Origin of the sequence: Psychrobacter sp. AOP7-B1-25 (genome assembly GCF_052376195.1) — a bacterium.
Taxonomy (GTDB): Bacteria; Pseudomonadota; Gammaproteobacteria; order Pseudomonadales; family Moraxellaceae; genus Psychrobacter.
In genome coordinates this window covers 275515-299930 of the sequence record NZ_JBQSVK010000001.1, presented here as the reverse complement: position 1 = coordinate 299930, position 24416 = coordinate 275515, and the positions used below count along the sequence as shown (strand labels likewise).

General features: G+C 40.3%; 18 protein-coding genes, 1 tRNA gene and 1 pseudogene. 11 read left to right on the top strand and 9 right to left on the bottom strand.

The window, feature by feature from the left end; all coding sequences use genetic code 11:
• Window positions 1-418 precede the first annotated feature (418 nt).
• Together ACT3QR_RS01160 and ACT3QR_RS01155 are read left to right on the top strand one after the other, a co-directional pair.
• Window positions 419-1192: a ferredoxin--NADP reductase gene (locus ACT3QR_RS01160; RefSeq protein ID WP_444519562.1), complete on the top strand. Its 774-nt coding sequence runs from the start codon at window positions 419-421 to the stop codon at window positions 1190-1192.
• Window positions 1193-1362: 170 nt separating this feature from the next.
• A tRNA-Leu gene (locus ACT3QR_RS01155) sits at window positions 1363-1449 on the top strand.
• Between the two features lie 79 nt (window positions 1450-1528).
• On the opposite strand, the gene ACT3QR_RS01150 is transcribed toward ACT3QR_RS01155, so the two are convergent.
• Window positions 1529-1777, bottom strand: a complete 249-nt coding sequence (locus tag ACT3QR_RS01150) for a hypothetical protein (protein WP_444519561.1) — start codon at window positions 1775-1777, stop codon at window positions 1529-1531.
• Window positions 1778-2278: 501 nt separating this feature from the next.
• On the opposite strand from ACT3QR_RS01150, the gene dinB reads away from it, so the two are divergent.
• The 7 genes from dinB to infA all read left to right on the top strand — a co-directional run bounded on the left by dinB (window position 2279) and on the right by infA (window position 10792).
• A complete protein-coding gene (gene dinB, locus ACT3QR_RS01145; RefSeq protein WP_444519560.1) occupies window positions 2279-3364 on the top strand; it encodes a DNA polymerase IV in 1086 nt (361 codons plus the stop codon).
• Window positions 3365-3531: 167 nt separating this feature from the next.
• Window positions 3532-4734, top strand: coding sequence for a tRNA preQ1(34) S-adenosylmethionine ribosyltransferase-isomerase QueA (gene queA, locus ACT3QR_RS01140; protein WP_444519559.1), 1203 nt, complete (start codon window positions 3532-3534; stop codon window positions 4732-4734).
• Window positions 4735-4844: 110 nt separating this feature from the next.
• A complete protein-coding gene (locus ACT3QR_RS01135; protein ID WP_444519558.1) occupies window positions 4845-6617 on the top strand; it encodes a type IV pilus assembly protein FimV in 1773 nt (590 codons plus the stop codon).
• A 51-nt stretch (window positions 6618-6668) separates the two neighbouring features.
• Window positions 6669-8309 carry a FimV/HubP family polar landmark protein gene (locus ACT3QR_RS01130; RefSeq protein WP_444519557.1) on the top strand — a complete coding sequence of 547 codons (1641 nt, stop codon included), beginning with the start codon at window positions 6669-6671 and terminating at the stop codon, window positions 8307-8309.
• 162 nt (window positions 8310-8471) lie between these two features.
• The gene (locus tag ACT3QR_RS01125; protein ID WP_444519556.1) at window positions 8472-9572 is read left to right on the top strand and encodes an asparaginase; all 1101 of its coding nucleotides are present in this window, start codon (window positions 8472-8474) and stop codon (window positions 9570-9572) included.
• A 43-nt stretch (window positions 9573-9615) separates the two neighbouring features.
• Window positions 9616-10449: a tRNA pseudouridine(38-40) synthase TruA gene (gene truA, locus ACT3QR_RS01120; RefSeq protein ID WP_444519555.1), complete on the top strand. Its 834-nt coding sequence runs from the start codon at window positions 9616-9618 to the stop codon at window positions 10447-10449.
• Window positions 10450-10570: 121 nt separating this feature from the next.
• On the top strand, window positions 10571-10792 hold the full coding sequence (infA, locus tag ACT3QR_RS01115) for a translation initiation factor IF-1 (protein ID WP_021814850.1): 222 nt from the start codon (window positions 10571-10573) through the stop codon (window positions 10790-10792).
• A 262-nt stretch (window positions 10793-11054) separates the two neighbouring features.
• Here the strand turns inward: infA and ACT3QR_RS01110 are convergent, their stop codons facing one another.
• The 5 genes and pseudogenes from ACT3QR_RS01110 to leuC form a co-directional block, all read right to left on the bottom strand.
• Window positions 11055-12332 carry a L,D-transpeptidase family protein gene (locus ACT3QR_RS01110; protein WP_444519554.1) on the bottom strand — a complete coding sequence of 426 codons (1278 nt, stop codon included), beginning with the start codon at window positions 12330-12332 and terminating at the stop codon, window positions 11055-11057.
• Between the two features lie 295 nt (window positions 12333-12627).
• Window positions 12628-13731, bottom strand: coding sequence for a 3-isopropylmalate dehydrogenase (gene leuB, locus ACT3QR_RS01105; protein WP_444519553.1), 1104 nt, complete (start codon window positions 13729-13731; stop codon window positions 12628-12630).
• Window positions 13732-13794: 63 nt separating this feature from the next.
• Entirely contained in the window at window positions 13795-14520 is a 726-nt protein-coding gene (locus ACT3QR_RS01100) for a hypothetical protein (protein WP_444519552.1), read from the bottom strand.
• Between the two features lie 137 nt (window positions 14521-14657).
• Complete coding sequence (gene leuD / locus ACT3QR_RS01095) at window positions 14658-15308, bottom strand: 3-isopropylmalate dehydratase small subunit (protein ID WP_444519551.1); 651 nt, start codon at window positions 15306-15308, stop codon at window positions 14658-14660.
• 142 nt (window positions 15309-15450) lie between these two features.
• Window positions 15451-16869, bottom strand: a pseudogene (leuC, locus tag ACT3QR_RS01090) (3-isopropylmalate dehydratase large subunit).
• A 366-nt stretch (window positions 16870-17235) separates the two neighbouring features.
• Here leuC and ACT3QR_RS01085 point away from each other — a divergent pair.
• Complete coding sequence (locus ACT3QR_RS01085) at window positions 17236-18108, top strand: LysR family transcriptional regulator (protein WP_201572486.1); 873 nt, start codon at window positions 17236-17238, stop codon at window positions 18106-18108.
• Window positions 18109-18565: 457 nt separating this feature from the next.
• Window positions 18566-20065 (top strand): sodium/proline symporter PutP, encoded by a 1500-nt coding sequence (gene putP / locus ACT3QR_RS01080; RefSeq protein ID WP_160020915.1) that lies wholly within the window; start codon window positions 18566-18568, stop codon window positions 20063-20065.
• A gap of 574 nt (window positions 20066-20639) precedes the next feature.
• Here putP and ACT3QR_RS01075 read toward each other — a convergent pair.
• The 3 genes from ACT3QR_RS01075 to ACT3QR_RS01065 all read right to left on the bottom strand — a co-directional run bounded on the left by ACT3QR_RS01075 (window position 20640) and on the right by ACT3QR_RS01065 (window position 24327).
• On the bottom strand, window positions 20640-22052 hold the full coding sequence (locus ACT3QR_RS01075; protein ID WP_444519550.1) for an outer membrane protein transport protein: 1413 nt from the start codon (window positions 22050-22052) through the stop codon (window positions 20640-20642).
• A 373-nt stretch (window positions 22053-22425) separates the two neighbouring features.
• Window positions 22426-23850 (bottom strand): outer membrane protein transport protein, encoded by a 1425-nt coding sequence (locus tag ACT3QR_RS01070; protein WP_444519549.1) that lies wholly within the window; start codon window positions 23848-23850, stop codon window positions 22426-22428.
• 219 nt (window positions 23851-24069) lie between these two features.
• Window positions 24070-24327, bottom strand: coding sequence for a SlyX family protein (locus tag ACT3QR_RS01065; RefSeq protein WP_444519548.1), 258 nt, complete (start codon window positions 24325-24327; stop codon window positions 24070-24072).
• Window positions 24328-24416 lie beyond the last annotated feature (89 nt).

The following is a 24416-nucleotide window of genomic DNA, read 5'->3' as shown; positions in this document are numbered from 1 at the left end:
TTCCAGTAATACAGAACTGCCTTTATAAAACAGTTTGGCCAAATGATACAAAATTACTCACTAACGATATTCCATTTTATCATGCTAGACAATCACTGCTAGACGGATTTTTATTTTAAAGTTTGGTATTATGAGCAAGAATTTGATGAGAGTCATTTACATTTGAGCGATATGACACATAATATTGTCATGGTTGACATAAATCTAATGTGTCTAATGACCTAATAGTTGGTTATATATAAATTAATGAACCAGCTCTAGTACGCCTGTTCATCATTTACTATTTCATAAAAATAGCAGTTTCGACGACGATTGAAAGACTGATACGTTTTTATAATGTTCAAACTACTATTGAAAATTCTGATTTAATACTTATTCAAACTTAACAAACCAATAACAACTTATTAACGAGGGCTTTATGTCAAAACTTCGCACCGAAACGGTCACAGAGGTTCATCACTGGAATGACTCTCTATTTAGTATCAAAACCACTCGTGATGATGGCTTGCGCTTTCGTAATGGCGAATTTGCGATGATTGGACTCGTTGTTGATGGCAAGCCACTACTACGCGCTTATTCAATTGCCAGCCCTAACTATGAAGATCACTTAGAATTCTTTTCTATTAAAGTTCAAGATGGTCCACTAACCTCGCGATTACAGCATATCAAAGTAGGTGACGAGCTGTTAGTCAGTAAAAAACCAACGGGCACACTAGTATTGGACGATCTACTACCAGGCAAAAACCTTTATATGCTCTCTACTGGTACTGGCCTTGCTCCTTTCTTATCACTAGCACGTGATCCTGAAGTGTATGAGCGTTTTGATAAAATTATTTTAGTCCATGGCGTACGTCATACTAAAGATTTGGCCTATCGTGAAATGTTTGAAAATGAGCTACCTAACGATGAAATTTTTGGTGAATGGTATCGCGAAAAATTCATCTATTATCCAACCGTTACGCGTGAAGAATTCAGAAACCAAGGACGTGTCACTGATTTGATGAAATCAGGTAAGCTGTTCGAAGACATTGGTTTACCGCCAATGAATAAAGATGATGACCGCGTCATGCTTTGTGGCAGCATGCCGTTTAATGCTGAGGTTTCCGCTATTTTAGATGACTTTGGCCTGACAGTTTCACCTCGTATGGGTGTGCAAGCAGATTACGCAGTTGAGCGTGCCTTTGTCGGTTAGAATGACACTATTTAGCATCAGTAGAATAAATGGAAAAATTGTATAAAATAATACTTGACGCATGTAAATAGGCTGCTATAATACGCAGCCTATACAGTCAACACTGTAGCCCAATTCGATAATATTTAGTCTTCGATAATATTTAGTCACTAACTATTATTACCTAACATGCCAGTGTGATGGAATTGGTAGACATGACGGATTCAAAATCCGTTGCCTTTAAAAGCGTGTCGGTTCGAGTCCGACCACTGGTACCAATATTTAGTACAAACTAGCCTCCTTTATCGGAGGTTTTTTTGTGCTTATTATTGTTGTTTTGATAAACCACTATCTCGTTTATATGGATACTTCAAATGGCATGACAGCACTTATCTTTATTGGTACCGCGTAACTCCATGGCGTACCCGTACTACAATAAAAATATCTTCCATCAAATGACACAATATAAGCTGTAAAATCATTACCATAATGATTCATCATCGCTCGTTCATCACTTTCGTCACAAACTGCACACCATACTTTTTTATCGCCGCGCGCCAGCATTGCTCGTGTCAAATCACTCCCTTTTAATTCATGACTCATCATCAGCTCCTTAATTACCTTGAACCTTCTAACTACTGATTTAAAAAAATTAATTTACCAGTATTCAATCTACAAGTTTGGTATGAGCTACAAACAACATCCTATTGGAAAAGTACAACGCCTACAGAAAGACGTTCAGTACTTTTATATCCACTCACTATCATAGTTAATATATTATAAAACGATAGCATTATAACTGTAACATAGAACAATAATATTCGCGACGGAAGGCAATAAATCCAGGACATGGAATATAGGAAGTGTTAAACAACTATTGTATGCGTATTACAGAATATATCATAAGAAACATATACTACTGGTATTGAATTCATTATTATCTTGATGCTGTATATTTATGATTGTTGAACTCATCATAAACTTTATCAATGACATATAAAGTATTCATGTATTGCCCTATTTTTATAGTCGTATATTCTAAAAACTCTTTTATAATTTAATAATCGATACTGAAATAAAAGTATTGATCGATGTAAAATACGAATTATGAACACTCTTACAGAAGCCAACACACGCAAAATCATTCACATAGATATGGATGCGTTTTATGCCAGTGTAGAACAACGTGACTTTCCAGAATTACAGGGTCAGCCATTAGTAGTTGGTGGAGATCCAAATGGTCGCGGTGTTGTAGCAGCGGCTAGCTATGAGGTTCGTCAGTTTGGGGTACGCTCAGCAATGTCTTGCTATGAGGCGCGCAAACGCTGCCCAAGTGTCATATTTGTAAGACCACGTTTTGAAGTATATCGAGCTGTTAGTAGAGATATTCGAAATCTCATGTATCGCTTAACGCCTCATGTTGAGCCATTATCCTTAGATGAAGCTTATCTTGATGTTACTGGAATTAGTGTACATAAAGGTTCAGCGACATTGATGGCCAATTGGTTAAGAGCACAAATATTACAACATACAGGACTGACCGCTTCTGCTGGTGTCTCCTTCAACAAGATGTTAGCCAAGATTGCTTCTGACATCAACAAACCCAATGGCACCGCTATTATTACACCCAAAGATGCTGATGCTTTTATCAGCACGTTACCTATTGAACGATTTCATGGTATCGGTAAAGCAACAGCAAAACGATTGCATACCATGGGTATAACCAATGGTGCTGATTTGCGACGTACATCAGCTGATGTACTGGTACAACAGTTTGGCAAGCGCGGACAGTTTTATCATGATATAGCTCATGGTCGGGATGAACGCGCTGTCCAATCTAAGCGTCTGCATAAATCTGTTGGTTCAGAGACAACTTTTAGAGAAAACCTAGATGATGATACAGCGCTACGCATCCAAATCTATGAACAGACTACGGATGCCTTTCAACAGTTACACAAAAAAAATCTGATTGCTCATACTATAACACTCAAGATTAAGTACGCTGACTTTACTCAAATTACTCGTACGCATACGCTAACTACCCCTTTTAGTAGCGCTGAATCTGCACACTACTGGTTAGATAAGCTATTCTTAAATATTCCACGCCAGCTTCCTATTCGATTAGTTGGCGTCACATTTTCTTCATTGGCATCTGCGGCCCAGTTATTGCCTCAATTGAATTTATTTGAATAAATCAAAAGCAAATTACTGTTGAAGTAGTTAGAACGTATAATTTATGCTTAGGCTATTTATATAAATTAAATATATTTTGTGCACGATGACTACTTAGTAAAGAAAGTTTTTATAGCAGCATTTCTGCTACAATTATGCCAAAATTTCTATTCATTTAAAGACTAACTATGACCAACTCTCACACTGCATCTTCCGACTCTAACGCCCCGATTAATAACAATGAGAACAGCGATGCCTTAGACTATCTGAGCGTGGAAGATTATGACTATGACCTACCAGACCGCTTGATTGCGCGATACCCATTGGCACAGCGATCTGCTTCAAAACTTTTGTATTTACCTGCCCAAACTGACCCAAATGCTACCTCTGTAAAGGACTGTTTGTTTTCTGAGCTACCTGAATTATTAGACGCTGGAGACCTGATTGTCTTTAATGATACAAAGGTGATGAAGGCACGTCTATTTGGTCAAAAAGATACCGGCGGTAAACTTGAGGTATTGATTGAGCGCTTGGTTAGTGTCTCAGACTTAGATATAACAACATTGCATTTAGAAGATTCAAACGATAAGTCAGTTAATCAAGAACATATTGCACTTTGCCATGTAAAAGCCAGCAAAGCGCTGAAACTTGGGCAGCGCTTTCAACTGGCTGATGGCCATATGAGTGGCTTGATGATTGGTCGTCAGGATAATTTGTTTGTTTTAGCATTTGATAAACACATCTTGCCTGATTTAGAACTTTATGGCGAGCTACCTATCCCGCCTTACTTTGAACGTCATGCTGATGACACTGATAATACCCGTTATCAGACTGTATTCCATGACCCAGCCAAGCTTGCAAGTGTTGCTGCCCCAACAGCAAGTTTGCACTTTGACGACTTGGTGCTTAATAAGTTGTCAGAAAAGGGCATCAATACTGCTTTTGTGACATTACATGTTGGCGCTGGTACCTTTGCGCCAGTTAAGACAGACAACTTGCTTAATCATACTATGCACAGTGAGTATGCACATCTACCGCAAGCAACTGCCGAACTGATTAATAAAACGCATGCAAATGGTAACAAAGTTATTGCTATTGGTACTACGGTGACTCGCGTCCTTGAAACGGCTTATCAAAAAACAGCTATCAATGGACAAGCACTCTCTAGCTGGTCAGGGGACACGGACATCTTCATTTATCCAGGGTTTAAATTCGGTGTCATTGATCGTTTGCTAACAAACTTTCATTTACCCAAATCGACGTTGCTGATGTTAGTATCAGCTTTTTCTGGAAAAACATCGATTGAATACGCCTATCAACATGCCATTGAAAAAGAGTATCGGTTTTTTAGTTATGGTGATGCCATGCTACTTGATAAGAAAATGAATTAGACATTAAGTAAACACTTATGCACTGGACGCAACAGTTGTGAAATAAACTGGTAAACTAAACCATACTTTGCTATAACAGCAAAGATAACTAAAATCCTAAAGGACTGCTCATGTCTTGTCATTTATCTCGTCGCTTGACTCCTGTACATCGCGCGGTATCGATGGCATTACTTTATTCTGTAGGTTTAGCCGCTATTATTCCAAGTGCGCAGGCTGCAACTATCGGCAATACAATCGTTAGCTCAGCTCAACATGAACCGTTGAATGCAAGTATCGCGGTTACTGATATACAAGCGTCTGATTTTTCAGCGAGCTTGGCCAATCCAGTCATATATCAACAGATGGGCTTGACTCCGACCGACTCAATGGAGGTACGTTTTCAAGCAACTTCAGCGACCAGTGGCAAGGTGTTAATTAGCACATCAAAGCCTGTATCCAATCCTTTCGCTGATTTGGTCTTATCGATCAATGATAGTGGGCAGCAAAATGTCGTACCAAAGACATTATTAATGCCGTTAAACGATAGTCTACCGATTAATAAAACTCCAAAAAACATTGTCAAAGCTACTCAAAAACTCAATCTGCCTAGTGTTTCTGCAAGCACAGCCAGACCGTTGACCGTAAGAAAAGGTGCGCCGCCGCCACTAATATCAGTATACAACACTGCTGAAAATCAGCCAGCTCTAGCAAACGTAGCAGCAGTTAATCCTTCTGTTTCTAGACCAGCATCTGACATACAAGCACCAACAGTAACAGCGGCTTCGCAGACTAGCAATCTTACTTACGCACCTAGTCGGCTTGATAACGGTCGCTTGAATAACAGCTCTGATATCAAGAACACTAGCAGTAATGTAAAGAAGACTGGCAACAGCTTTAGTTCATCAAATCGTTTAGATAGCAGTGCTTTGAGTGCAAATAATAGCACTGCAACTACAAAAGCTATTGCCAATGATAGTGCTAAATTAAGTATCAAAAACATTCCAATTTTAGATAAAGTATTGATTGATAAACCACTCGATACTCTAAATATTCAGGTCACACGACAAATACAGCCAAGTCGTAAAAAAACAGACGTTGACGCATTGTCCACACCTAATCCGACTACTAGTGTTATAGCAAGTAGTACTGAGAACAGTAATCCTAGCGTCATGGAAGCTTCTATTAATAATGCACCTTCTAATAATGCAGCTTTAAAAAATACTAATAGCGCTACAAACAATACGCCTTCAAATGATGTAACAATAGACAACTCAACAGTCAATCAATACCAGGTACAACGTAACGATAGTCTATGGATTATTGCTCAACAGATTGCGCAAGAAAACGACTTAGATACTTCAGTTGTGATGAAACAGATTCAATCACAAAATCCTGACGCTTTTATCAATAAAGACGCGGATCAATTGAAAGCAGACGCTAAGCTTATTTTACCCAGCTATGATGTCATACCATCGCAGAAAAAATTGGAAGCTGCTATCGATGCGCAAAGACAATATATTCGCAGAGCAAATACAGCCGCAATGCAAAAAACAGCTCAGAGAGCTTTTAAAAAACCTTCTATAAGTACGCAAGCGACTAAGCGCCCTAAAAAATCCACAACGACTAAAACACAGACCTTATCAAAAGCACAGTTTTCTGTACTTGCGCCTGGACGAAATGGGAATGCAGATGGCACTCAAGCAAAGTCGGCATCAAACACAGGAAATGGTTTGAATACAGATATATTGGAAACCCTCAAAGCATCTCGGCAGCAGACAGCATCACAGGCCCAACGTTTATCAAGTACGAGTAGCACTCTTAGTAGCTATACTAAAAAAATTCAACTACAAAACCAAAAATTAGCTGAGCTACAAGCTCGTCTCGAAAAATTACGCAATCAATAATTGCCTAACTGACTCATACATTATATTGTGATCACAGGCGTAGGAATAACTATGGACAATATGCTATATATCATTGCTGGATTAGCGCTTATCTTATTAGTGGCGGCTTTATTTTTGCGTAAAAATAAGGCACAGAAATCGTCAGCACCATCGCCTATTAACTCAAGAGAAGATGTGTCTACTCTATCGCCAAAAGTAGATTATGGTACTCCTGCCCATACTAGTGTCAGCAATAGCCATAAATTTGACCATATCACTATTGCTCAGCGTTTTATGGATCAACAGCGCTACGACAAGGCGATCGAAACCATTAAACGTGGTTTAAGTGAGAAACCTCACGACAGTGCATTGTCTCTTAAACTACTCAGCGTATACGCTACGATAAATCAGCCAGAAGATTTCAATAATGTTTATGAAACTATAAAAGTACATAGTGACGAGAGCACTATTGTTCGTGCCAATGAGCTAAAAAGCTTATATTTTGAAGAGCCAAATCCAGTTGCCGCACAGGCTCAAGAACTACCAGTAGAAAATACGACTAACTTTGAAAGTATAGACTTTGATTTGCCGACGAGTAACATTGATACCGATGTAGTGTCTAGTCATTCAGTTGTTGAAAACACCAACGATGTCATGAATGCACCTATCGAAAGCTCGGCCATCTCATCTGAGACTAGCCTTGATAATGAGGAAAACAGCTTTGATCTAACCCTCAGCGATTTAGAGAATGGTTTGGATACACCTAGTGCGACAAGTGAAATTTCTGTCACACCATTAGACGACGTAAACAACGACATTTTAGAAGCCTCTGTTAACAATAATATTAGCAATAGCGAAGATGACGATCTTAGTGACTTTGAATTTGACTTTGGTTCATTTGACGACAACACTTCGACTGAGGCTTCAGTAGATAATAATTCTTCACATAGTGATAGTAGCCAGGAAACAATACTAGAAGAAAATTTTGTCTTGGACTTCGATGATTTAGCAGCCAATGCAGACAAAGAAAACCTCACAACCAATGACGTATCTTTCAACTCGGAAGAACACTCTATTGATACTATTCAAAGCAATGAAGATGACTTTGCCTTATCTTTAGACAGCCTCGATACATCAGATGACATCGATACTGTCTCCAATGATGACCTATCTACGTCTGAAAACGATAGTGATTTCGATAGTTTCATTCTTGAAAACACTGATTTTGAGAACAATGCTTCTGAGAACATCACTCTTGAAGAAGACAGCTTTGCAGATATTAACCTTGAGGAACCATTACCTCATGACGAGATAGAGGTTTCTGATGTTGAAGAATCAAATATCGCACCTGCTGCATCACTGAGATTTGATGATAATACACTGATAGATGACGATTTTAATATTGATGACATTGACTCTTTATTTGACACTCCGTCGACTGATACCCCAGTTTCTATAGCTGCACCAGTTGAGAGTGACGCTCCTGTTATACCTCAAGAGACTGGGTCAGCAGAAGATTTCTCATCGCGTTTCGCAGCAGATTTTGATTTTGTAAAGTCGTTAGACAGTAATCAAGTAACGTTAAACCTAGCAGATCAATATCTACAACTGGGGGAATACGACAGTGCAAAACGCTTACTCAATGAAGTGATAGCTCAAGGTAATGACGAACAGAAACAGCAGGCACAGATATTGCTTGATCGTACTGCATAGTCAATAGCCTAGTCTTTCATCAGTAAGTACTTCCTAATCACGAGGTGCTTGCTGATTTTTTTTGCATTTAACTCCAATACTATCTATTATTAAACTCTTTAGCCATCGTTGCTCAAACTCTAGCACTTCTTTTCTTCCATACTTGCTTACTGTGTTGATACTATGCCATCTTCTGTTATGCTCAAGAATCTATCCGATCCTATTCAACTGATTTATGCTGGCGGCACTTTTGGTAGCTATGGTAGACCTTTAGCACCATTATCAGCAGAAGTATTTTTGCCTGCCTTACAAAAACTTTTATCTGAGCAAGACAATACGAATAACTTACCGACAGTCTCATGGTTAAAAAATACCCTGATTAAAGACAGTAGCCAACTTACCCCTAGCGATTTTACGCATTTCTATCAATTACTACTCAATGCTTATGCAAAAGGTGATAGACGTTTTGTACTCATCACTGGCACAGATACGCTAAGTTATTTAGGCGCATTTTTAGCAGAGGCTTTTGCAGGTAGTGATATTTGTATTGTTCTGACTGCAAGTATGCGTCCGTTATTAGACAGTGAGACATTGCATTCCTATAACATCGATGAACACAGCGATGCTTGGGGCAATCTCAACGACTCATTAAAATTAGCGGCTGCTGGTGAATCAGGCGTGAAGATTAGTTTCGGCGGCGAATCATGGCCTGCTCAAACGGTACAAAAGATTCACAGTCATGACCTGATGGCATTTACTGGTCATTCTCGCGCCGCTTATCCAGCCAATAGTTATATAAAAAATCTACCTGATACTCGTAGGCAACATTGGCTTGACGACCAACAAGACTTGCTATCCAGTATTAAGACACGTTCTGAAAACGCAAGTATCCATGCACTATATTGCTTACCTAACGATGTTTCTATCATAGACAATCAGCTACAAGCTTTATTGTCGCAGCCACCATGTGGCATTATCTTATTGGGATTTGGCGCAGGTAACATTCCTTACTCATCTGCATTAGCAGAGACACTGACCCTTGCTCATGAGCGTGGACACATGGTGATATCAGCCAGTCAATGTCCGTTCGGCGGCGTCAGCGACAGCTATGCAGCAGGTAGTTGGCAATATGATCATCATGTCATTGCTGGTGGTCGTTTAACCATACCTGCTATTTATGCCCGATTACTATGGTTACTACTTCGCTATGATAGTCCTGCGAGACGCAGACAGCGTTGGTTAAATAATATTAACCAAACTGGCACTAGCATCAAGAAACGTTAAGCGACTTTTAATTCATTCCAATTTTATAAGTTTAGAAACCCTAATGTCTGAAATTGAAACTATCGAAACTGAACCAACCTACACTTTAGCGATTGCTATTGAGTTCTTGGGTACCCATTATCATGGCTGGCAACGGCAACGAGAAGTTTTGGGCGTACAAGAAGCGTTAGAGACAGCTATTGGCAAAGTCGCCAATGAGCCAGTAGAAATTATCGCAGCTGGGCGTACTGATGCCAGCGTGCATGCTAGCAATATGATTGCCCATTTTACGACTCATGCGTATCGTCCTACTCATAACTGGTTGCGCGGTGTGAACAGCCTGCTCCCTGATGATATTGCTCTACGCTGGATACAACCCATGCCCGCTGATTTTCATGCGCGCTTTGGTGCTATTGCTCGTCGCTATCGTTATATTACGCTCAACCAAGCACAGCGCCCCGCAATACTAAATCATCAAGTAACGCATATTTATGAACCGCTTGATTTAGAAGCCATGCAGCAAGCAGCAGCCGATATTGTCGGCACGCACGATTTTAGCAGTTACCGTGCTGCTGCCTGTCAATCCAATCAGCCAGTACGCACGATTAGCCATGCAAACCTTTTTGCTCATGGTCAGTTTATCGTTTTTGATATACAAGCAGATGGATTTTTGCATCATATGGTGCGTAATTTGATGGGTACGTTGTATGCTATTGGTAGCCATGAGCTAGAACCAGCAGATTTTTTAAATATTTTGCATAAAAAGGATCGAACGATCGCACCGCCCACCGCTTCAGGTGATGGGCTGTATTTTATCAATGCTTATTATCCTGAACGTTTTCAAAACCTATTACCAGATGCACCACTAACACCTGTTTGGTTAAATTTGCCTGAATAAATCAATATAATTTAGCATACATATCACTTACATACTGTCAAGTCGAAAGCAGGTGCGTATTGCTTTAAGCCACTAACTTACGTATAATATGGGCTTATTTTTTAATTGATTGATACAAATTATGGCAAAAGACGATATTATTGAATTTGAAGGCGAAGTCATTGATACCCTTCCTAATACTTTGTTCAAAGTTCGTTTAGAAAACGGGCACGAAATTATTGCGCATATCTCTGGTAAGATGCGTAAGCATTATATTCGTATCTTGACAGGTGATAAGGTTAAAGTTGAAATGACGCCTTATGACTTATCTAAAGGCCGTATCACCTACCGTGGTAAAAACTAAATACTTACTAATCAATATGATTATAAAAGTATTAACATTGGTAAAATAGACAACCAATGACTGAATAGTTACGTTATCGCTGATAGCTAATATAGGCGCTTGGGTGGTTTAACTGATAATAATAATGAAAATATTAACCTACTCATTATTGTCTGTCACAGTTCTAGCTATTTAGTATTTGCTGTTTATTTTTACCCAAAAATACCGCTCAATGTCAGCGGTATTTTTTTGTCTGCGTTTTATGAATTAATTAAATTATGAATTAAGTGAACTCAACGGTAGCACCATCCTCGATAACACCCAATAGCGCCAATGCATCCCAATTGGTGAGGCGAACACAGCCTGCCGACGCCTGACGGCTAATACGCTCAGGATCTGGTGAACCATGAATGCCATATGAAGGCTTGCTTAGCCCAATCCATACTGAACCAACTGGATTATTGGGACCTGGCGGTATAATAGATTTTTCACCATTGTCACCAGTATAGGTATAATTGGGTTCATGAATTTTAACTTTAACCTGATGCGTTCCCGTTGGTGAAGGTGTTTCTGTGCTGCCTACTGTCGTCGGATAGCTAGCAATCAAGTTGTTGTTTTCATCATACGCATAGAGTGTTTCAGTGGCTTTGTCAGCGACTACACGGCTTACTGGCGTAGTATTAGGATTACCTGGGTTATAAACGGTAATAGTTTCACCACTTTCAAAGTTGGCATCGGGATTGAGTGATTTGAGATAATCACGACTGATATGGAACTTTTCACCCAAAGATTCTAGGACGCTTTCATAATACATCCCCTCTAACTCAGCTTTGGCTTCTGCGCCAGCCGGAATCTGAGTTGTCTTGACACTCACGTCAGCATCGGTTAACTGATAGCTAACCAATACTGGTTGTGAGGTAAGTGTGCTGTTGTTGGTTAACGCTTGCCACGTTTTTTCGTCCAGCGATTCTGTTACTGGCAGGCCCTGCGCCTTCTGAAACGCTTGCATGGCTTTGCGCGTATTTTTCCCCCAGTAGCCATCTATTGCACCAACACCACTATGATTCCAGTTTAGTAACGCTTGTATTTTAGTACCGACATTTCGATCTATTTTGCTGTCGACTTTCCATGTGGCGTCATTTACTTTTTTGGCAGTTTCCGATAGCGCTGTTGTGCTGTATTTAATTTTGGGCAGTAGTTTATTCAACGAGTTGGCAGTGTTGCTATCACCTGTTATTTGCTGACTGACACCATTAGTGACTGGGCTTATATCATTGCTACCCGTCATCGTACTGTCTGTTTTCTCAGTATTGGTACTGTCGCTATTCTGCGTACTCATAGCGCTCATGTCAGCTTCTGCACCTACATTCATATTGCTATCTGTCGTAGTAGCCTCTGTAGTGGTATTCATCCCGTTATCTATCGAGCTATTACCAGCTGACTTATCTTCAGTCGTTTGTACGCTGTTTTCAGTAGTGTTGGCACTGCTGCAACCTACTGATAATAGTGATGCTGTTCCTAACGCAGCAACAACGCCACCAACTTTTAGTAGTTGAGACATAAAAACTCCTAAACAATTACTATCTATCAAAAGAATATCGTACCGAAAAAGTATCGGAAAATTTACTGTAGCAACATACTGCCATAGCAACACCACCAATCCCTAACAGCTTTATGTTAATAACTGACTATTCTTATTAATCATTTGTTAATAAAGCACTTAAACATACTGGTTTGTTTATAGTCAGACATGACTTTCTACTTAAAATATAAAAAACCCATAAGTTACTTAATAACTTATGGGTTTAGAGAATATAAAAAAGACTGTCAACGAAATTTATATGATATTGGCGAACTTAGGATAATTTAGCTAAGACCGCTTGACCCATTTCTTTACAGCCTACTTGCTTGAGTCCAGCTTCACTGGCATCTAAAATATCAAGCGTACGTAGACCATCATCGAGCACGTCACTAACCGCCTGCTCGATTGCTTGTGCAGCCTCTTCTTGTTTGAAAGTATAACGCAGCATCATCGCAACAGACAAGATAGTCGCTAATGGATTGGCTTTGTCTTGTCCTGCGATGTCTGGCGCTGAACCATGGCATGGCTCATACATACCTTTACCTGATTCGTCGAGGCTCGCTGATGGCAACATACCGATAGAGCCTGTCAACATCGCGGCTTCATCAGATAAGATATCACCAAACATATTACCTGTGACCATAACATCGAATTGCTTAGGATCTTTAATCAATTGCATACAAGCATTGTCAGCGTACATGTGTGATAGCGCCACATCGCTATAATTAGCTTGTTGCATCTCGATCATCGTCTGTTTCCACAGTTCGGTGACTTCTAATACATTGGCTTTGTCAACTGAACACACTTTAGCTGCGGTACCTGCTGCTTCGGCACGCGTTTTTGCTAGCTCAAAGGCCACCTTACCAATACGCTGAATCTCACTTGTGCTATACACCATCGTGTTATAGCCCTGCTGCTCACCATTTTCTAGTGTACGGATACCACGAGGCTCACCGAAATAGATACCTCCTGTCAGCTCGCGAACAATCAGTAGGTCCAGACCAGAGATAATTTCAGGTTTGATACTTGAAGCGTTGGCCAACTGTGGATAAAGCTTAGCTACACGTAGATTAGCAAACAAACCAAGTTCACCGCGAATCTTCAGCAAACCGCGTTCAGGGCGTTTACTACGCTCAATTGCATCCCACTTAGGACCACCGACTGCGCCTAGCAATACAGCATCTGAGGCACGAGCACGGGCCAATGTTTCATCTGGTAAAGGCTCACCAGTTGCATCAATAGCCACACCACCAATCAATCCAGACTCAAGCGTTAAATCAAGTAAAAACTTATCATTAACAGCATTGAGTACGTCAATGGCTTGAGTCATAATTTCAGGGCCGATACCATCACCCGCTAATGTTAAAATCGTTGCCATACTAATCCTTTTGGAAATATTTTTATTCGTTGGTTATATTTTTGAGCATTTCATGCTCATATTTTATGCTGTAGCTCTTTTGGCTTTGAGTACTGATGTTGCCGCTTTGGCCATACCAGTCTCTACAAATTCACCTTGATGTTCAGCATCTAGCTTCTTACAGAATCGGCGCTGTACTTTTGTATCCTGCAATAGCTCAACACATAAGGGCTCAGGTGACGCTGTGTCCAACAAACTACCTGATTTTTCACTATTCTTTTTTTGATAAGCACGTAACTGATAAGTACCAGCTTCCGTAAAATCATGAATCATCGCAAAACGCTCAACGTAACCCATGTTATTTTCTGGATAAAAATTAACATGTACTTCACGTTTTGCAGGCATAACCCGTGCATAATAATTGGTCAAGCCTGGCATACTCGAAGCTGCTAACGGCACAATTTTTATGGCATTCTTATTGACGAGTGGTGTCATATCCATATTCATATTCATAGGGATTTTTGCTGTGTCTTCTTGGCGTGGTAGAGCTGTGACAATCTGGGGATTGATTGGCTCATGACTATTAGGCGCCATAATGAGTGTTTTATCTATCTGCACAATTTCGCAATGATATGTACCCACACACGCAATATTTACTTCACCAGCCATAGGTTTAATTTTACCAACCCACGCTTCGGCACTCTCTGCCTCGTCTATTTTTTGATAGCCCGTCAATAGCTGACAGCCTGACAGTAATAAGCTTGCAGCAACAATTGTGCTTGTCCATAGAGCATAATTTTTTGTATTCATAATGGCGGCTACTATTCAAGAGAAATAATAAAATGTAGTGAAAAATAACTTTCATTTTAGACAGTTCACCGCCATAACTCAACGCTACATTGCGACTAGATCACAGTTTTATGAGTAGTAGGTTGGGAAGTTATTCACTACGCTCGTACGTCATTAAATATCCACGGTGTTTTTTGCATCATTTCTTGTTCATAATCTTTGATAGCATCACTTTGCTGCAAAGTTAGACCAATGTCATCAAGTCCATTTAACAAACAGTGCTTGCGAAAAGCGTCTACTTCAAAAGCATACTCTTCACCAGCTGGCGTGATAACGACTTGACGCTCAAGGTCTGCAGTCAACTCATAGCCTTCGTTATCAAAGGTCGCCTTCATTAACGTATCTACAATCGCTTCATCCAATACGATCGGTAACATGCCATTTTTAAAGCAATTATTGTAGAAGATATCTGCAAAACTTGGAGCAATTACCGTACGGAACCCATACTCTGATAGCGCCCAAGGTGCATGCTCACGACTAGAGCCACAACCAAAGTTTCTGCGCGCTAATAAGATTGTAGCGCCTTGATAACGAAGCTTATTCAATACGAAGTCTGGATTAATGACTCGTGTACTGTTGTCTTGACCAGGATATCCTTCATCAAGATAGCGCCAATCATCAAATAGATTCACGCCAAAACCTGTACGTTTAATAGACTTCAAAAACTGTTTTGCAATAATCTGGTCGGTATCAACGTTTGCACGGTCAAGTGGGCAAACAATACCTGTTTGGGTGTTATAAGCTTGCATAAAATTTCCTATCAATTATATTTTTGCTGGCTGATAATACTGATGAGCTGAGTGGATAATAAATAAGCCTTTACTATCTTTGACACCATTGTTATATATTTGCTATTCATATAAGCATGGTGTCTGCTACTCACTATCAGTCTTAAAACGTACGAACATCCACAAAATGTCCTGCCAGCGCTGCTGCGGCTGCCATTGCTGGGCTGACCAAATGCGTACGACCACCATTACCCTGACGACCTTCAAAATTACGGTTAGATGTTGAGGCACAGTGCTCTTGCGGCTCAAGTTTGTCCGCATTCATCGCAAGACACATTGAACAACCCGGCTCGCGCCATTCAAAGCCAGCTTCAGTAAACAGCGTATCCAAACCTTCAGCCTCTGCTTGCAATTTCACCTGTCCTGAACCTGCAACAACGATCGCTTCTTTTACGTTATTAGCAACTTTACGACCTTTAATTACCGCTGCCGCGTCACGTAAGTCTTCGATACGTGAGTTAGTACATGAACCGATAAATACACGATCCAGTTGGATATCCGTAATTTTCTGACCAGCTTCTAACCCCATGTAAGTATAAGCACGTAGCCAGCCTTCTTCTTGGGCCTCATCGATAGCTTGGCTCGGTGTCGGTACAGATTGTGTAATATCTACGACCATCTCAGGTGACGTACCCCAAGATACTTGCGGTGCAATCTGACTACCGTCGATTTCTACTACAGTATCAAATACCGCGTCATCATCTGAGCGCAATGTACGCCAGTAAGCTTCCGCTTGTTCCCATTGTGCTTCGCTTGGCGCATATGGACGGCCTTTAACATAATCAATAGTCGTGTCATCGACCGCAACCATACCGACACGCGCGCCTGCTTCAATCGCCATGTTACAGACGGTCATACGACCTTCCATACTCATGTATTCAAATAATTTACCTGCAAACTCAATCGCGTGTCATGTACCGCCTTCTGTACCGATATTTGCAATAATGGCTAACACCACATCGTTTGAAGTGACGCCAGCACCAAGTTGACCCGTAACACGGATCTGCATATTTTTTGATTTCTTTTGAATCAAGCACTGCGTTGCCAATACATGCTCAACTTCAGAGGTTCCAATGCCATGAGCCAAACAACCAAGTGCTCCGTGAGTTGCGGTATGCGAGTCACCGCAAACAACCGTCATGCCTGGCAAGACCAAACCTTGCTCAGGGCCGACTACGTGCAAAATTCCTTGGCGCGCGTCATTGATAGTAAATTCAGCAATATCAAACTTGGTACAGTTATCATCCAATGTGACAACCTGCAAGCGTGACACTTTATCTTTAATCCCAGGCACACCTTCTAAGCGCTCTTTAGTGACGGTTGGCACATTATGATCTGGACTGGCGATGTTAGCTGATAAACGCCATGGCGCTCTATTGGCCAGCTCCAATCCTTCAAATGCTTGTGGGCTCGTCACTTCATGCAACAGGTGGCGGTCGATATAAATCAGGCTCGAACCATCGTCACGCTTAGTGACTTCGTGAGCGTTCCAAAGTTTGTCATATAACGTTTGACCAGCCATGTTGCTATCCTTTATAGGTTACTAATTACTTAATTTTTTACTTACTTGCACATTGCCAAGAAGATTCTACGTAAATACTTTGTTTATCTATATTAATTGCTCTCGCATCTGAGGTTTAAATATTATTTCTTCGTAAAACCCGACATATGACTAAAACTAGTGTTTGAGATACGTTTTAAATGTCGAATATCCAATTTTTTAGAATAAATATGTCACAATATGCTTCGATGTCTTGTGATTATAGCAGGCAAATCCTATAATAATAATTGATGATTTTTAACCAGACGCAAACTTTTATTTCTAATACGTTGTGATTAGATCAGCCAACTTTTATTTATAGCTCATAGAGTAGCTAAGGACATCCGTTTGAATACCACAAACTTGACGACATTCGTTACTGTTATGCACACTGGCAGTATCTCAGGCGCTGCAGAAAAGCTATTTATTACTCAGCCTGCTGTCAGTAAACGTATCAAAAACTTAGAAGACGAGTTTAACATTACCTTGTTTGATACGGTAGGACGTGGAATTGTACCTACTCAAGCTGCCAGTGAAATGCTACCTCATGCCAAGCGTTGGCTGGAAGATTATGAGAATTTTAAAATCAACTTGCAGCATTCTCAGCATATCGTTTCTGGCAAATTAGTCATTGGTACTAGCCATCATATTGGCCTACATCATTTAGCACCTGTCCTTAAACACTTCATTCAAGCTTATCCAGCTGTTCAGTTAGAAGTACACTTCGTAGATTCTGAAAAAGCTCATAAAGCAGTACTAGATGGTGATTTGTCTTTGGCCTTTGTAACTCTACCTCCTGTATATGATAAACGCTTAACTTATCACACGCTCTGGTCAGACCCTCTTTATTTTATGACGGGTACGCTATCACCTTTGGCTACTAAATCTAATGTGACGTTGGAGCAGTTAGCGCGCTACCCTGCCATTTTGCCTTCTGCCAATACCTTTACCAGTCAAATTACCTTGGCTGAGTTTGCCAAGCACAATCTGAAGCCTTATGCCACGATGAGCACCAACCCTCTTGAGTCTATCCGTATGCTGGTATCTGTTGGTCTTGGTTGGTCAGTACTACCACAAACGATGGTCAGTCAAGATTTGGAACGTATCAATATGGCTGACAATATTGAATTACAACGCTATTTAGGTGTGGTCATCAATCCAAAATTAACTCAATCTAGCAGCGTGACCGCCCTACTAGACTTACTTGCGCCTATTGAATAAAAAGAGCTCACTATAACAGTCTAAGAATTAAGCTATTCGCATTTGTGACTCTCATGCGTTATAATACGCTTGACGTTGTTTTTATAACAAAAATTTACCACAAGGACACTGATAGTCATATATTGAATACTTCTAGTAAGATATGATGGTTAACAGTAGGTTTAATGGTTTTGGTTGATTGTGTAGGTTGCTAATACTCATATACAAATAGCAGATGCGAGCAATAACAGTAGATAAGTGGAATGCGAAATTCCCATTGTTCTCTATCTCTATATGAGTGCTAGCCATAGAACGACATCAATCATATATAACTACAGAAGATACTGAAAAAAGCCATTATGTCTTAATTAATGGCTTTTTTTGTCTTTAAATATTGTTTTGGACATCGTCTTGTAGGACAGAACTTTTATAGTTAAAAAATAATTACCGCCAACCATGTTGGTTAAGGACAATTTATATGAACGGAGTTTCTAGTGGCGTGCTGATATCACTCGGCGCCTATTTCTTAGTGATGATTGGGATTGGTGTTTACGCTTATTTTAAGCAAGCCAATGATACTGAAGGCTATATGTTAGGGGGTCGTAACTTAGGCCCAGCAGTAACCGCACTTTCTGCAGGTGCATCAGATATGTCAGGTTGGTTACTACTTGGCTTACCTGGTTATATGTTTGCCGATGGTGTGGTCAGTATTTGGATTGCGCTTGGTTTGACATTAGGTGCATTATTAAACTATCTCATCGTAGCACCTCGCCTTCGTGTTTATACCGAAGTGGCTGACAACGCTATCACCCTACCCGATTATTTCGCCAACCGCTTTGAAGACAAGTCGCACATGCTACGCGTCATCTCAGCCGTGGTCATCATTCTATTCTTTACCGTCTATACTGCTGCAAGTCTTGTAGGTGGTGGTAAACTCTTCGAAAGCTCACTTAACCTCTCATATAGCACTGGCCTATGGGTTACTGCTGGTGTGGTTGTGGCTTATACGCTATTCGGTGGTTTCTTAGCAGTATCTATGACCGATTTCGTACAGGGCGTCATCATGCTGTTTGCCATGGTAATCGTACCTGTCGTTGCCTTTACTGATCTTGGTGGTATTTCAGCTACGACAGAAGCGGTTAGAAACATCGATCCAACCCTTTTAGACGTTACTAGCGGTATGAGTGTCATCGGTATTATCTCACTCATGGCATGGGGCTTAGGTTACTTTGGCCAACCGCATATTATCGTACGTTTCATGGCGATTCGCTCAGTGAGAGATGTACCAACCGCACGTAACATCGGTATGAGCTGGATGGTTGTGAGTCTTATTGGTTCACTAATGACTGGTTTTGCTGGTCGTGCCTACGTACAAAAAACTGCGATGACGTTGGATGATCCTGAGACTATCTTCTTAGTATTCACTCAGTTCTTGTTCCATCCATTGGTTTCAGGTTTCCTATTAGCAGCTATTTTAGCGGCAATTATGAGTACTATCTCATCGCAGCTATTGGTTGTATCAAGCTCTCTAACCAAAGATGTATACAAATTGTTCTTTGATAAAGATGCCCCAGAAGCTCGCCAAGTATTGGTTGGTCGTATCTCAGTTATCATAGTCGCTATCGTTGCCATTATGCTAGCGTCTAACCCAGATAGCTCAGTATTGAACCTAGTTTCTAACGCATGGGCAGGATTTGGTGCTGCGTTTGGTCCATTGGTTATCTTCAGCCTTACATGGCGTGGTATGAACCGTAATGGTGCTGTTGCCGGTATGGTTGTTGGTGCGTTGACTGTTATCCTATGGATTTATGGTCCTTTCCAAGTAGATGGTATGGCACTAAATAGCTGGTTATACGCTATCGTTCCAGGCTTTATCTTAAGTACTATTGCTATCTTTGCTGTTAGTATCATGACTGGTGGTCCAAGACCTTCAGTTTCTGCTAAGTACAAAGAGATGGAGCTAAACTTAAACAAATAAGTTTACGTAATGTCTTAAAATTATTGCTATAAAAAAACCTCGTCATTATTGGCGAGGTTTTTTTTATGAGTAACGATTTAATATATGCAATCTACTACAGTATCAAACCAAGAGAGCTTATGGTAAGTAAGACTGGAGTATAGACAGCGATAGTAGTATCTAGTAGCTCTGTGATGGATATACTAAGCCATATTGTCCTAGCCTATTTGGCAGTCCAACTGCTGCTCACTTTTACAAAGTAGACCTTATTAATGCAACTACTTCTTTTTAGCGTTGTATTTGGTTATCTACTTATACAACTTTGTATACCTCGAATATGCTACGTTCTTAACAGCTAGTTGGGTAAGGTATAAGTAGTCCTCAACCTTTAATTCGTAAGACACTCGCTATTATAGACAAGAAACTAAATCAAATAAGTAGGATGCAGTGATATCGTATGAATCAATACTATGCAAATCATCTTCGCTGTTCTAACTGTATTTAAATATAAATAATCAGATACTCAATAGAAAACCCACAAAAAAGCGACCTATGATAGGTCGCTTTTTTATTGTTCAGCAGTTATATAAAGAGGCTATTTACCTTGATAAGAAAGCTTTACACCAGCGATATAGCCATCATTGTCTTGGAAATCGCCAACGATTTTACCAGTAGGTAATTGACCTTGAGCATCGCCGAACCATAAATATTTGCCACCAGCTGACACTGCCCAGTTTTCAGTGACGTTATATTTAGCACCCAGACCGACACTATAGTAGCCGTCAACAGGACCTAGTGATGTCGTTGGATCACCAGCGCCACTATCCCAACCAACAGTACCACTGATCGCCAGTGCTGGTGCGACACGCTTAGCCAGACCAAGCTCTACTTGCCACTGGTCATCATCATACTCGACCAAATTCAATCCATCATCGCCATAGCGACCACTGGCCTGACTAGCTTCATTATATAAAGGCGGAGTCAAGACAAAATCACTCCACGGTACCCAGCGTACTTTTGCTGTTGCTAGTGTTGTAGGGTTAATACCGGTTTGAAAATCAAAGTTGACTGACTTAGGTGTGGTGACTTCAATTTTACCAGTTCTACTTGGTGGGAGATCGCCACCACTTAGCAAAGGTGCTAGAGGATAAGACTCGAATGTATCCGCATCGTGATCAATCTCAGAACGATAAGTCAAAGCAGCTTTCAATGCAATTTCAGGCTTGCTATATGCGATACCTGCGATATAGCCATAGTCCATATCAGGGCTCATATGTGAGGTATAGCCAGTAGCAGGTCCATATGCTGTACCACGTAATGCTGTATCAGCTTGAATACGTTGTGCTACTGGACCACCATATACTTGGAAGTTTTTATTAGCACCAAACTTCATACCAAGAATAGCTGTTAAGCTTTCACTACGAACCTCAACCTTAGTATTTTGACCTGCAGTATCAGCTTCAGCATTTGCAATTTCTCGTGCGACAGTAAGAGATGTTGCTTGATCAATAAGTTCCTGTCTTATTACTGGGTCAGGCTCAGTTCTTGCTTGGTCAGATAAAGAAGCAATTGCACCATCAATAGTTGCAGCATTAACTCGACCACCAGTTAAATTAATTATAGAAGCATCAAAATCATCTTGGGCTACGAAATTGCTTTGAGTATACTCAGCAGAAGCACCGAAAGGCTCATCATATAGTACACCAATACTAAATGTATCGTTAATATCAGTTTTTACACCATAACGGAAAAAGTCATAAGATTCAGCGATATCACCTGTCTTCTCGCCACGCACATAGTTATTGCTGAGCGGACTTTGATTTTCACTATCATAGCCACTGACATCGGCATCGATGTAGGTATAAACGGCTTCAGCATAGGTACCATCTTGGAAAAAGGCCGTGACATCTTGGCCTGAACGATCAAGACCAGCAGCATTAGTCATGCTAGCGACAGAGAGAGTAGCGATTGCTACTGCAAGGGTTTTCAAGTGAAAGGTAGTGCGCATTGTGTATCTCCAACGGTCCTTGTTGTATTACTACTTTGATAATCAATATATAGCATTGCTGCGCTTAACATTGAAAGTATCAAAGTCGTGTCCTAAGTTGAATACTAATGCCTTTTTGACACTAAGACAACAATTAAAGTGCTTTATTTCTCAATTATGACTGAACAGTACAAATAAGATATAAGTAGAACAATGTCGTTTACTTCTACTTTTAAATGTGAATTTTCTGAAATATATATTTATAGGAGAATTTTTCTTTGAGATAAAACGGGTTCACTATGACTGTAATACTGCCTATAAAAAAAGCGACCCATAAAGGATCGCTCTTTTATCAATAACATCTAAAAAATTTGCTGTATAGCTAAGTTGTGAATTACTGAGCTTGGTAAGAAACTTTTACACCAAGTACAAAACCATCATTACTTTCGAAATCGCTAACAATAGCTTTATTTGGTATCTGGCCTTTAGCATCTCCAAGCCATAAATACTTACCACCGGCAGATACAGCCCAGTTTTCAGTAACGTTATATTTAGCACCTAACCCTGCACTATAGTAGCCTTCCGTAGGCCCAAGTGAGGTAACAGGATTACCAGCACCACTATCCCAACCAACAGTTCCACTTACTGCTAATACTGGTGCTAAGCGCTTAGCCAGACCTAACTCTACTTGCCATTGATCATCGTCATAACTAACTAATGCTAGACCATCGTCATCCTGAGTCGAAACCTTACTAACATCGTTGTATAGTGAAGGTGTAATTGCAAAATCACTCCATGGTACCCAGCGTACTTTTGCTGTTACTAATGTTGTAGGATTTATACCAGTTTGAAAGTCAAGGTTTACTGACTCTGGGGTATTAATCTCGATATCGGCATATCTAGTAGTTGGTAATGCTAAACCAGCTCTAGCTCCGGCAGCTGTAGCAATAGGGAAAACCTCGAAAGCTTTTGCATCGTGTTTAATCTCAGAGCGATACGTTAATGCTGCTTTTAGTGCAATCTCAGGCTTACTATAAGACATACCAGCAATCCAGCCGTAGTCTTGATCTGGGTTAATATGTGTAGTATAGCCAGAAGCCGCACTATAAGCCGTACCACGTAGTTTTACATCAGCTTGTACACGTTGGGCTACTGGACCACCATAAGCTTGAAATTCTTTATTTTGACCAAATTTCGCACCAAAAATACCAGTAATACTTTCTGTACGTACTTCTACCTGTGTAGTTTCGCCTGCAGTAGCCGCCAAGCCTTTTGCAGCTTCAAGCCCTATAAGCTGACCCTGAAACTCTTGTAGTTGCTCAGGTGAAAAATTACCTGGGTTACCTGGAGCAAGCGCACCTTTTAGATCAGTAATATTTTGATCAACCAAACCTTCATTTAAACCAAGGTTGCCTGTGAAGCCTTGAATAAGCGCATCTGCATCGTCATTAGTAACGAAATTATTGTTACCAGTATAATCAGCGGCAGCACCAAAAGGCTCATCATATAAGACGCCAACGCTAAAGGTTTCGTTGATATCTGTTTTCACACCATAACGGAAAAAGTCATAAGACTCAGCGATATCATCAATCTTCTTACCCTGAGTGTAAGCTTTGTTGTCTGAACCGACATAAGCGTTGTCGTGACCAGTAACATCAGCATCGATATAAGTGTAGACAGCTTCTGCATACGTGCCGTCTTGTAGGAATGCGGTGATATCTTGACCTGAACGATCAAGGCCAGCAGCACTAGCGACGCTAGCAACAGAAAGAGTAGCAACAGCTACTGCGAGAGCTTTTAAATGAAAGGTGTGGCGCATTGTATATCTCCAAACATCCGCATTGTTTTACTGTCATACCTAATTTTCATAGATAAGCAGCATCCGAGGTAGAAGATAGTAAAGATTTTTTAACACTAAAACAACTACAAAAACACATTATTTCTATGTTATGACCATATAGTCATCAGACAGTATCTATATATGAAAATACGTATATACTTTCCATTATTAAAAGCTTTTCTTTCTAAATTCTACTTATTAATAATGTGGCGGTCTGTCTGCCATCACATCGAATGGTGCAATACCACTTTCTGTATCTTGACCCTCAATCTGTTTATAAATCAGTTTTAATTGACGTTGCAGTGTATGAATATCTCTGTCTTGTCGCGTGATTACGTCATCCAGTCGTTCGACAGTTACTTCAAGATGCGCTAGGCTCATTTGCAAATCGATTACTTGTGCTTGTAAATCATCTTGCACTATAGAATTATCGCCTGTAGTTTTAGATTGGTTCATATTTTTCTCTATATTGTAATAAGTATTAAATTGAAAGGATGGATCACTAAGAAGTTTGAAGAGTACCGTAGATTAGCGATAAATCTACA